We start from the raw sequence: 12,256 nt of genomic DNA, 5'->3' as shown, positions 1-12,256 counted from the left end.
ATTCTGTATCAAAGTTACTAAGTGGGTATCTGGGACAGGTTATTTTTTGACAACGAGCTTCTTGGTGACAATATTTTTGCCGTCCACAATTAATGTGTAAAAATATACACCCGGATTAAAATCGCTTACATTAATGAGCAAGGTCTTTTGCTGGGGTGATAGGGTGAGTTCTTCGATGGGGTTGCCGATGAAGCTGTTAATGACCAGTTTAATGTTGGCATTAGGGTTTTTTATTTGGTAATCTATTTGGGCGATACGGTTACTGGGGTTAGGATAGATGCTTCCGATAGAAATATCCCGATGGTTTACTTCTTCGCTTTCGTTCGGCGCAAAGACTTCGTAAACCCCTTCTATGATGAAGACATCCCTAAGGTTTGAAGTGTTGGAAAAGTGAAGGTCAAAGGTTCCCTTGGTTTCGGTGATTCCCATGCTGAACTCTATATACAGGTCAGTGAAAACTTCTCCGGGAGCCAAGGACAGTTTGATTTTTGCCAAGTCTTTTCTGGGGTCAAAGCATTGCTCCCCGATACATACTTTGATGTCTTGGGAGGAGCCAATATTCCCCCTCATGAATTTCAAGACGTATTCTTTTTTCTCATCAGCATCATTTTGAAGGATGACTGATTTTCTCTGAGTAGTGTTGATTTTTCCAGCGAATTCGGCCTTATCGCTTAGCAGACGCACTTGTCTCGCCTCAGCTGAACCAAGCTGAAAAAAGAGGTAAAACAAGGCGAAGAGCGATAAAAAGTTTTTCATGTAGAGTTTATGTCAATATGATGTTCGTTTAATTGGTTGTTATCCTGAATCTTATACGTATAAAAATACCGATTAGATTCGTTCTTTTAAAGTAATCTGGGTTAAAAAATGTTAACCTTGGTAAAATTTTTTTTAAGCGGTAGCGTTCGGACGGAATTTAATAGGGGAGATTAGGGCTTTTTTGCCTGTTTGTTTTTGCTATCAAGCCATTCTTTGATGATTTGCTCTATTTCATCTTCATCCGGGAAGGGGATTCTTATGTCGGGTTCGTTAAAAAGATTGGCCGGGTTGGGGTCTTTTTCTTTGGGTTTTCTCCAGCTCATGATCGTGGCCAAGGTAGGTTTTTCATCAAACCTCCATTCGAAGCCTTGCAGCTTGGTGTTCTCCTCTTCGATGAGATGGGGAGGGATAAAAGAGGCCTCTGGATTAATGGTGTGGTTGATGCTGCTTACATTGCCTTCTTCAAAGTACATGATGATCTTCCCGCACAGCAAGGTGTTGATCCCCTGTACGGTGGTGTCATTTTCGAGGGCAAAATACAATGACTCACCATTGCCTTCCACGTCGAGCTTGGTCATGTCCCCATCTGTAAAAAAGCCGGTCATTTCCCTTCCCTTTATTTGGTTGAAATTAGCCACTGTGTCGGCCGTGATGGCGAAGGCATTGTCTTTCAAAAAGGCCCTGTCTATTTCTTCGTTGGCAATCAGAAAGCGGATACTGTCTGCGGAAATTTGACTTTTATTGTTCCAAAGCAAGGGGTCTCTGTAGAGAAAAATGGTAGAGTCTGCATAGGCATATACTACCGAATCAGCTCTTCCGGAAAGGTCACTTTTGATCATCTTTGTGTTGGGAAAGGCCAGCATGTGCCTTTCTTGTGCCGTCTCGCTATCCTGGCTGATAAGGGTGTCCGCTGCCATGTATAGGGTGTCGGACTCGAAGTATTTTTGGACCAAGGCATTGCCAAACACTTCAGAGTATTTTCTTTCTTCCCAATATTTACCTTTATCACCAAAGACTTCTAAATTCCGCTCTTTGTTGAAAATACTTACATTTTCTTCTGCTTCATAGTACTTTTTATTCTCGTCATAGAACAGTGTTTCTCCAGAAACCCGGCTGGTTTCATTTTCCACTGTACCATCATAAAATTTGAAGAGCCTGTTCTGGGTATCGTAAAAGCTTCCCTTGAATGCGTTGAGTTCATCCCCTTCCGGAGAACGGATGTTGGTGAGCCCCTCTGTCTCGGCGGTTTTGGGAATGGTGTGGTAATAAAGGATGTTGGATTTCAGCGTGTATTCCGGGTTAACGAGAATGACATTGTCCGTAAAAGTGATTTTTTCCGCTTGGGTTTCGTATTTTCCCTTTTGGCTGGTCAGCACGTTAGTGGAGTCCACTACTTTGCCGAAGTTGAAATAATCCGCCACGCCGGTTTGACGGTTATAGTCGAGAAAGTCGGTGTACAGCGTGGTCGAATTGCTTTTTTTAAAGACCACATTATTGCGCAATCGCGCGATATTGGTATTGCCATTATAGTCGGCATACCGGCTGGTGGTGGTGACCGTGTCCTTGGGGTTTTCTATCCGCACATGCCCGTACAGTTCTGCTTTGTTCTCCAGGCTGAAAAAATAGGCGGAATCACAATAGATCTTCGTTCCTTGATGGACCATCAGCACATCCCCGATGGCTTTTCGCATGTTGTCGACGATGTTCAGTGTTTTGGACCGCTCTATCTTCAGTGATCTGGAGTTGCTTTGGTTTTGTGCTTTGGCAGCCGTGAAGCTGAGCATCAAAAACAGCAAAGAGAGGAGATATGTGAAATTCTTTTTTAGCATTCTGTTTTTTATCAAGGGCAAAATTAATCAAAAATGGTATTTTTGGTTTATGCTTGAACAGTTTATCAGTCATATACGGGGAAAAAACCTTTTGGATACCGGAAAGCAGTACCTTTTGGCCATCAGCGGTGGAATGGACAGTGTTTGTTTGGCCCATTTGCTGAGGCAATCAGGGGTTCCTTTTGTTATGGGCCATTGTAATTTTGGGCTTAGGGGAAAGGAAAGTGATGGGGATGAGCTGTTTGTAAGGTCCTTGGCTTCGGAGCTTGGGGTGGATATAGAGGTGAAGCATTTTAAGACCAAGGAGTACGCTGAGAGTCTTGGGATTTCCACGCAGATGGCAGCCAGGGATTTACGTTATGAATGGTTTGATGAGGTGATGAAGGCAAGGGGTTGTGAAGGGATAGTCGTTGCCCATCACCACAATGATCAACTGGAGACCATTCTGCTGAACCTTATGCGCGGTACCGGTGTGGAAGGGGTGTATGGGATGTCTGAAATTCGTGATCAGGTGATTAGGCCATTGCTGCCTTTTAGCAGAGAGGAACTGTCCAAATATGCCGCGGAGTCGGGGATCACCTGGCGGGAAGACAGTTCCAATAGGGAAAGTGACTATAAGCGGAATTTTTTGAGAAATGAAGTGCTGCCCCTTTTGAAGCAGCAGGACAGCCAAGTGGAGGAAAAGCTGCATCAAAGTTTCGAGCGGCTGAAGGATACGGGAAGGGCATTTTTTCATTTGTACAGCCACTGGAAAAAGGAGCATGTTGGCAGGGATGGTGAGATGGCCTACCTGAAAAAGGAAGATTTACAGCATTTGCCAGGCTGTAAGTCATTTCTATATTATTGGCTCCGGGATTACGGTTTTAACCCAAGCCAAATTGATGATATGTTGGCTGTTTTGGAGTCTGGAGAGGTGGGGCGCCGGTTCGATGCAGAGGGATATATGGTCAATATTGACAGGAGCTATATTTATCTGGGCAAGGCCAAAAGTGATTTCCGGGAAGTTTCCGTGTCAAAAAACGATGTGGAACTTCAGTGTGGAGAGGAGAGCTACGATATAATGGTGTTGGAGGAGGGAAATGAACTGGATAGATCTTCCAAAAATGCAATGTTGGACAGGGGGGCGCTGAAGTTTCCACTGAGTCTAAGGTATTGGCAGGAAGGGGATAGGTTTAGGCCGCTAGGCATGAAAAAGTTTAAAAAAATCAGTGATTTTTTGATAGATTTGAAGGTGCCTGTCATTGCCAAAAAGGAGGTGAAAGTGTTGTGTGATGATGAAGGAGAGGTGGTTTGGGTGCAAGGCTTTCGGGTGGATGACCGGTTTAAGGTTTCCGCGGCTACCAAGGAGATCATGTATATTAAACTAAAATAAGGTATATGCTTAATCCTTTTAAGAGAACATATTCAGAAGGGGAATTGGAGGTTTTTGAGTTTTTGGCCAACACAAAAATTTTCAATTATCTGAAGCATGCTGAAATGTACCGTTTTTTGTCCGCCATCCATTATAGAAAATATCAAAAGGATGAGGTGGTCTTTTTCAGGAATGATCCCAGCCAAGCCCTTTATATTGTAAAATCTGGGCTCGTCACGCTCAATGTGGATATCAAGGAGGATTTTGAAACCGTACTACAGGTTAGGAAAGGCGTGGCTTTTGGTGAAAATTCCCTCTTGAGCAATTCCAAGAGGATTTACACCGCAATGGTAGCCTCTGAAGTCGCTGAGCTGATGGTAGTTCCAAATTATGCCATCCAGGAGGTTTTTGACAGCAGCCCCAAAATCAAAGCGAAAATGCTAACTTCCCTGGCGGAATATTACAATGCCAACAATCACCGCCTGTTCTCGTCTTACAAGAGTTCCTTTGGCTTTTTTAAACTTGGTGAAATGTTTGAATGATATTTGTTGTAGGCGTCCCTTTTGACCCGGTGGGCCAAGATACAGAGGGGATATCTCCCTATGAAAATATGACAAAGAAAGTAAGGGTTAGGTGATTAACTAATCAATGGAATACTTTAATTAATAGGGTTTCTTTAATATCTTAGCGGAGCTTTTCAAAAAGTTCAATAAAACAAACAAATCATAAATCATGACTAAAGTAACCGTAGTTGGAGCCGGTAACGTGGGTGCTACCTGCGCCGATGTGTTGGCATACAGAGAAATCGCCGAAGAGATTGTTCTAGTTGATATCAAGGAAGGTGTAGCAGAGGGCAAAGCCTTGGATATTTGGCAGAAAGCCCCTATCAATGCTTACGATAGCAGAACGGTAGGAAGCACCAATGATTATTCAAAAACTGCTGACTCTGATGTGGTAGTGATTACTTCAGGTTTGCCACGTAAGCCAGGCATGACCCGTGACGATTTGATCGAGACCAATGCTGGTATAGTAAAGTCTGTTACGGAAAACGTGATCAAGCATTCTCCAAATGCGATTGTGATCATCGTATCCAATCCACTTGATGTAATGACTTTCCAGGCTCATATTACTTCCAAACTGCCACGAACAAAAGTAATGGGTATGGCGGGTATTTTGGATACCGCCAGGTACCGTGCTTTCTTGGCTGAAGCGTTAAATGTGTCTCCAAAAGAAATCCAGGCGATCTTGATGGGTGGCCATGGAGATACCATGGTGCCTCTTCCTAGGTATACAACTGTAGCGGGGATTCCTGTGACTGAGTTGATTGATAAGGATAAGTTGGATGCGATCATCGAGAGAACTAAGTTTGGTGGTGGTGAGTTGGTGAAACTGATGGGCACTTCAGCTTGGTACGCGCCAGGATCTGCTGCTGCACAGATGGTAGAGTCCATCCTTAAAAACCAAAGAAGAGTATTCCCTGTTTGCGTGAAGCTGGACGGAGAATATGGTATCGACGATTGTTACTTAGGGGTACCGGTTATCTTGGGCAGAAACGGTATTGAAAAAGTGATCGAACTTGATCTGAACGAGGAAGAAAAAGCCCTTTTGGAAACTTCCAGAACTCACGTGAAAGAGGTAATGGCCGTTTTGGAAAACATTGCAGCCAAATAATACAGCATTGATGAATTGGTTAAGAATCCCGGCCTTTGGTCGGGATTTTTGTTTTTTGAGCCTTGGATATTTTGATTGTATAGAGGGGAGTCCTTAATTTACCACTTTAAGAATATTACTAATTGCCTGGAAGAGTATGTTGAAGCGCTTGTTGGTGATTTTGCTGGTTATAGTATTGGGATTGGCGGGTTACCTCTTTTATCGTTCGGAAGTGTTTACTGATGAGTTGGATGCAGTGGATTTGGTCTCTGATGAGGCGATATTCGTTTTTGAAACCGAAGAGCCTGTCAGGGCCTGGAACCAGTTGGTCAGCCAGCCCATTTGGAAAAGGCTCTCTGACGTTCCTTCTCTTAAAGCAGTAGAGAAGCAACTGGTGGTGCTGGACAGTCTGACGGGCCGAAAGGGGAACTTGGAGAATACACTGAAAGGAAACCAATTTGTGGTATCGCTCCATCAAACGGCAAAATCAGAATTTGATTTTTTATTCCTGATAGCCTTTAAAGATAAAACCCAGGAAAGATTTATTCAGTCTATTCGGCAAAGGGTGCAGGCAAACAATATTCAGGAAAGGATCTACAGTGGGGAGCGGATTTTTGAATATTCGGATCCAGAGCAACAGACGACGCTTTCCTATGCCTTGCTGGAAAATGTGGTGGTTGCCAGCTACAATTCCTTTCTGATAGAGGAAGCTATCCGCTATGTTCAGTCCGATAAGCTGGATAGTTTCAGGGATCGCTATAAGGAGCTGTACAAAGCGCAGCCCGGTACAGGAGATGGTTTGGGCGTGTTCCGGATGGGGAGTAGGGGGCTGGCCTCTTTTGTCAAAGGAATAGGCAAAGAGGAGGGCTTGGAGTTTGTAAACAACTTTTCCCAACATCAGTTGTCCGCCAATTTGGAGCTTAAGTTTGCCGAAAACAAGGTTTTTCTGGACGGATTTACCTTCTATCAAGATGGCGAAAAGGTGGATTTTTCCAATGAAAAGAGAGGGGGAGGCAAGCTGTTCAGTAATTATATCTCCAATAGGACGGCGATTTATTATCAGTACAATGTCAATGACCTCGATCAAATAAAAGACATCTCCAATTATGCTTTTGAGCAAAAAAAGACCTTGATGGGGGAAATGGATAAATACATTGCCAACAAGGGCTTTTTGGATAAGCTGACAGGAGAAATCGGCTTCATGATTTTGGAAAAGCTTCCCAATATGGAAACCGATAAAATCGTGATCATGAAAAGTTCCGATCTGGAAGGACAGGTGGAGTTGCTGAAGACCTTTAGTCTGGCGATCAACCAAGGGGACAGCACCCAGTCAATGAGTGATTATTATATGGAAAATGAGGTTTTTCTGATCAACCAGCCAGAATTTCCGGCACATCTTTTTAACGGACAATTTTTAGGATTCCCAAGGACCTATGTCGGGGCTTTTGATAATATGTTGGTGATGTCCAATAATATGAAAGCGATGAAGGTGTTCTTTGATGATATCTATAATGACAATACTTGGGGCCGGTCAATCAACCAAAGGCGGTTTTTGGAAGGGGTTTCCAAAAACGCAGGTTTCAATTTTATCATGAACATTCCCCGTTTTTGGAATTCCCTGTTGGAAATCAGCACTCCTGATTGGCAGGCTTTGTTGCAGAAATATGCGCCACAGCTGAAGTCCATAGACTTGGTGGCGCTGCAGCTGAGCGAATTGGGAAATGACCAATATGTGAATTTGGAGCTGGGGTACAACCTGGCCCCGATCAAATCCGTGCAGGATATATTGCTGACAGAAAGTCTGGGGATCAGTTTCAGTGAGACCCTGATCTATGGACCAAAGGCCATTGAGAATTTTAATGATAAGAGTACCGACTTTGTGGTGCAGGATGAGATGAATACCGTCCATTTTTTTAATGATGAGGGAGAGCGGATTTTTGATCGCCAACTTGAAGGGAAAATTGTAAGTGAGGTGTTCCAGATCGATTATTACAAAAACGGAAAGTTGCAGGTGCTGTTTGCCACTGAAAATGCCGTGTATGCCTTTGATCGACTGGGAGAGTCTTTGCCCGGCTATCCCCTGCGGCTTCCATCGGATGGAGGAATTACCCATATGAACTTGGTGGATTATAACAATAGCCGGGACTACCGTTATTTTGTGGCTTTGTCCAATGGTGATCTTTATATCTTCGATAAGCGGGGAAATAACCTGGAAGGTTGGACACCACGGGTAACTTCTGGAATGCTCAGTAGTCCTCCAGCACATCACCGCCTTTCAGGGGTAGGGGATTACATGGTGGCCATGAATAGGAATGGGGAACTGTACATTATGAACCGGCGCGGAGAACTACAAACGGGAGGTCCGGTAAATCTCGGTGAGGGGGTCAGTACGGATTATGTGCTTTTACAGCGGGGAGACCAGGAGGATACCCAGCTAGCTACCATCTCAGCAGAAGGCGAAGTGGTCAGGGTCAATTTTAAAGGAGAACTGACCTACAGGAACCAGCTTTTACGTCCTGAAAAGAACACCACTTTTGAGCTGGTCAAAGATCAATCAGGCGACCAATACCTTTTTGTGGTCCGCGAATTCAATAAGGTTACCGTTTTGGATACGGAACAGAAAGTTCTGTTTGAAAAAAATATGGGATCAGAATCCATGGATTTCCAGTTCTTCTCTTTCGGCTTGGATAAGAATATTTTTGTCATCATCGACAAAGTACAGGAGTTCATTTATCTCTATAACCTTGAAGGAGAGTTGCTGAACACCCGTCCTATCAATGGCAGTCAAGAAATAGAGGTCAAGTATTCGGGCAGTAAGAATGAATATAGTATTTACTCTATTCACCAAAACAGGTTTGCTACCTACAAAATGCCTCTTTAAGTGAGGTAGGAAGTGGACAGGTAAATGTTTAGTTTTGTGAAGTTTTCAAAAATAAAGTTGCAATCATGGTTTTTTGGATAAGGTTTATCCTGGTAGGGATAGTGCTGAGCTTTAGCAATAGCGCTTTCTCACAAGCGATGGCGGAAAATGAGGAGTTAGTAGCAGATACCGTTTCTTATTACAACTTGTCTTCTCCCTATCAAACTACGCTCACCTTTTTTCATAATTTGGAAGAGGGCAATTATCGTCCTGCCTTAGCGGCAAAGACTTTGGCGGTCATTCCGGAAGCAGAAAAGGCTGCCATAAGGCAAATTGTGAAATTGAAGCAGGTGTTTGATGGAAGGGGCGTGTATGTAGACATGGATGAGGTGCCAAATGAGCCAAGCTATACGGATTCTGCCCACAACTACCAGGCAAAGTATTATTTTGACAAGCAGCGGTTGCCGCAGATTTTTCTGGAGAAGGTGGGCGATGAATGGAAGTTTTCCCGTTTCACTGCTTCCAAAATAGATGAACTTCATAAGGAAACTTATCCTTATGGTACCGATAAATTATTGAGCCTGCTTCCGAAAATCGGACAGCAAATGTATTTTGGCTTGCACTTATGGCAGTTGGTGGGACTGTTTATTTTGGTGCTTTTTGTAGTCTCGGCCCATAAGCTGTTCACCTTTATTGTGGACAGGGGGATGTACCATTTTTCCATGAAGGTGGGGTATGGACATGTGGCAGAAAAGTACCTGCTGCCAGTGGCAAGAGTGGTCAGTATTTATTTCATTGTGCTGCTTCTGGATATTTTTATCAGGGTACTGCAATTGCCCATAGAGATCGTGTCCTGGATCGCTTTATTGCTTAATGCCGCCAAGCCCTTTATCATCACCATTGTTTTTTATAAACTGGCGGATTTGCTCTCTGCCTATTTTGAGCGGCAGGCCGACAAGACAGATTCCAACTTGGATGATCAGCTGGTGCCTTTGGCAAGGAAGACCCTCAAGGCTTTCATCGTCGTGGTGGGCTCGCTGTTTATTTTGAAGGAAGGCCTGCAGGTGGATATTTGGCCTTTTTTGACTGGGCTTTCTATAGGTGGTCTGGCCTTTGCCTTGGCCGCCCAGGATACCATTAAGAACTTTTTTGGTTCGGTGATGATCTTTATCGATAAGCCTTTTCAGGTGGGAGACTGGATTACCAGTGGAGATGTGGACGGCACGGTCGAAGAAGTGGGCTTCCGCTCCACCCGGGTGAGGACCTTCCGTAATTCCCTGATGTATATTCCTAACGGGCGAATAGCAGATGCTACCATTGATAACCATGGCCTGCGACAATACAGGAGATTTTACAGTACTGTCACGATTACCTATGATACCCCTCCGGAGCTGATCAATGTGTTTGTGGAGGGGTTGAGGGAAATCGTCAAAAATCACCCAAAGACCAGAAAAGACTATTATAATGTGTATTTCAACAATATGTCGGCCTTCAGCTTGGACATCATGTTTTATGTGTTCTTTGAGGTGCCCACTTGGGGGGATGAGTTACAGGCCCGGCATGAGGTGTTGATCCAGATTGTGAAACTGGCCAAGGAACTTGGGGTGAGCTTTGCATTCCCTACGCAAACTTTACACATGGAGACATTCCCTGAAAAGGAAGCCCTTTCTCCAGTATATGAAGATGATACTGCGAACTATAAAAAGCGTTTGGATGAATACATCCAAAGGGAAATGAAAAGGAAATAAAGTGTATTTTATTGGGCCGATTTTTTAAAGAAGCGCCAGATTCCAAAAATACTGAGGGCCAGGAGGCCGATAAATAGGAGGACCTGTGTTCCTCCTTCTTTTTTTTCAAAGGCTTCGGCAATGGAAGAGGCCATTACTCCGGTACTGAAAGCCATGATGGTCCTGGGAAGCATGCCCATTGCGCCGAAGAGGACGACTTTTTTCCAGCCTGCCTCTAGCAAGGCAAACAATAAATTGGATAAGGCAAATGGAATGACCGGACTGATCCGTACAAAAAACACCAAGGACCCCATTTTGGATTGTTTCTGCTCTACCAGTTTAGCAGCCTTGGGGTAGTTGTGAAGGAGAAGTCCAAGGCTGTTTTTGTCCAGGGTTTTGCCGGTGAAATAGCCGATCAAGCTGGCGATGGTATAGGAAAGTACCAATAAGGGTAGGGCCTCCCAGCTCCAAAGAAAGCCAGTGGAAATAGCCAATAGGGTGGTAGGAACAAATGCCAGTCCCATCAGTAGTGCTCCCAAGAAAACCATGACCATGCTGTCTCCCAGAGAAGGCGAGGTGGTCCAATCTGTCGGGCCGGCATAGAGGTAGCTGATCAGCAAGGTACTTCCCAGGGCAGGAACGAGGAGTACCCAGATCAGCGCCAGTGCAATGGCCGGGTTAGCTTGATAGATGTGCTTAAGGTTTGTTAAAAGAGAGGAGCTTGGGGGCATTTTTAAGAGAATTTTATCGAAAATAGCCAGGTTTAATCTTCTTCTTGCTGATCAAACAAAGGCGTGGAAGGATGGTTTTCTTTCAATTTCAGTTTTATTTGTGTCGAAAGTAGGAAATTTATTCACTTTGATTTAGGTTAAGCCAGCAAAAGTATAAACGGAAAGAAATAATTAAGTACAAATATGAAATTCGGTACAAAAGCAATTCATGCAGGAGTAGCGCCAGATCCTTCAACGGGGGCGATTATGACACCCATTTTTCAAACTTCGACTTATGTGCAAAAGTCGCCAGGCGATCATAAAGGATACGAGTATTCCAGGACCCACAATCCTACCAGGTCAGCCCTGCAAAGCAGCATTGCTGCCTTGGAAAACGGGAAGCACGGGCTGTGTTTTTCTTCCGGTATGGGAGCCATCGATGCGGTCATCAAGCTGCTGAGCCCTGGGGATGAGGTGATCAGCACCAATGACCTCTATGGTGGGACCTACCGGATCTTTACCAAGGTATTTGCCAAATACGGCATCAAGTTCCACTTTGTGCCCATGGGAGATGCCGCCACCATAGAAAAGTATATCAATGAAAATACCCGGCTTATCTGGGCGGAGACCCCTACCAACCCTATGATGAATATTGTGGACATCAAAGCGCTGGCAGACATTGCCCAGAAGCATGATGTCCTATTGGGGGTAGACAATACTTTTGCCACCCCTTATCTGCAAACCCCATTGGATCTCGGAGCTGATTTGGTCATGCATTCGGTGACCAAATACTTGGGAGGCCACTCGGATGTGGTAATGGGGGCTTTGGTGGTCAACAATGATAGACTAGCGGAAGACCTGGCCTTTATCCAGAACTCCTGCGGTGCCACTCCGGGACCTCAGGACTGTTTTTTGGTGCTCAGGGGAATCAAGACCCTTCATTTGAGAATGGAACGGCATTGTCAAAACGGAAAAACCATTGCAGGATACCTGAGGAACCATCCCAAGGTGGAAAAGGTGTATTGGCCAGGCTTCGAGGATCATCCCAACCATGATATCGCTGAAGCCCAGATGAAAGGCTTTGGTGGGATGATCTCCTTTACGTTGGTGGGAGACAAAATCGAGGATGCCCAGAAAGTACTGGAAAATTTCCATCTGTTCTCTTTGGCGGAGTCCTTGGGTGGAGTGGAATCACTCTGTGGCCATCCCGCTTCCATGACCCATGCCAGTATCCCCAAAGCCGAAAGGGAGAAAGTGGGGCTTTCAGATTCTTTGATCCGCCTCAGTGTAGGGATAGAAGATGCGGAAGACCTTAAAAATGACCTTGCACAGGCGCTGTCAAAGATTTAAGGAGGATGGTTTAATGGGAAGCT

9 protein-coding genes are annotated in these 12,256 nt (G+C 44.6%); 6 read left to right on the top strand and 3 right to left on the bottom strand.

The features are described 5' to 3' along the window. Positions 1-39: 39 nt before the first annotated feature. Together ACYVAA_RS04790 and ACYVAA_RS04785 are read right to left on the bottom strand one after the other, a co-directional pair. Complete coding sequence (locus tag ACYVAA_RS04790; RefSeq protein WP_460538992.1) at positions 40-756, bottom strand: T9SS type A sorting domain-containing protein; 717 nt, start codon at positions 754-756, stop codon at positions 40-42. Positions 757-926: 170 nt separating this feature from the next. Next, positions 927-2,585 (bottom strand): OstA-like protein, encoded by a 1,659-nt coding sequence (locus ACYVAA_RS04785; RefSeq protein ID WP_460538990.1) that lies wholly within the window; start codon positions 2,583-2,585, stop codon positions 927-929. 49 nt (positions 2,586-2,634) lie between these two features. Between ACYVAA_RS04785 and tilS the strand changes: the two genes are divergently transcribed. The 5 genes from tilS to ACYVAA_RS04760 all read left to right on the top strand — a co-directional run bounded on the left by tilS (position 2,635) and on the right by ACYVAA_RS04760 (position 10,194). Next, positions 2,635-3,957 (top strand): tRNA lysidine(34) synthetase TilS, encoded by a 1,323-nt coding sequence (tilS, locus tag ACYVAA_RS04780; RefSeq protein WP_460538988.1) that lies wholly within the window; start codon positions 2,635-2,637, stop codon positions 3,955-3,957. Between the two features lie 5 nt (positions 3,958-3,962). Further along, positions 3,963-4,478: a Crp/Fnr family transcriptional regulator gene (locus tag ACYVAA_RS04775; protein ID WP_460538987.1), complete on the top strand. Its 516-nt coding sequence runs from the start codon at positions 3,963-3,965 to the stop codon at positions 4,476-4,478. 190 nt (positions 4,479-4,668) lie between these two features. After that, positions 4,669-5,607, top strand: coding sequence for a malate dehydrogenase (gene mdh, locus ACYVAA_RS04770; protein WP_460538985.1), 939 nt, complete (start codon positions 4,669-4,671; stop codon positions 5,605-5,607). Between the two features lie 136 nt (positions 5,608-5,743). After that, the gene (locus tag ACYVAA_RS04765; protein WP_460538983.1) at positions 5,744-8,467 is read left to right on the top strand and encodes an NHL repeat-containing protein; all 2,724 of its coding nucleotides are present in this window, start codon (positions 5,744-5,746) and stop codon (positions 8,465-8,467) included. Positions 8,468-8,532: 65 nt separating this feature from the next. Continuing rightward, a complete protein-coding gene (locus ACYVAA_RS04760) occupies positions 8,533-10,194 on the top strand; it encodes a mechanosensitive ion channel family protein (RefSeq protein ID WP_460538981.1) in 1,662 nt (553 codons plus the stop codon). An 8-nt stretch (positions 10,195-10,202) separates the two neighbouring features. Here the strand turns inward: ACYVAA_RS04760 and ACYVAA_RS04755 are convergent, their stop codons facing one another. Beyond that, positions 10,203-10,904 carry a TVP38/TMEM64 family protein gene (locus ACYVAA_RS04755; RefSeq protein WP_460538979.1) on the bottom strand — a complete coding sequence of 234 codons (702 nt, stop codon included), beginning with the start codon at positions 10,902-10,904 and terminating at the stop codon, positions 10,203-10,205. A 183-nt stretch (positions 10,905-11,087) separates the two neighbouring features. Between ACYVAA_RS04755 and ACYVAA_RS04750 the strand changes: the two genes are divergently transcribed. Beyond that, positions 11,088-12,233, top strand: a complete 1,146-nt coding sequence (locus tag ACYVAA_RS04750; protein WP_460538976.1) for a trans-sulfuration enzyme family protein — start codon at positions 11,088-11,090, stop codon at positions 12,231-12,233. Positions 12,234-12,256: the final 23 nt, after the last annotated feature.

Source organism: Echinicola sediminis (assembly GCF_054777495.1).
This window is presented reverse-complemented; position numbering and strand designations above follow the sequence as displayed.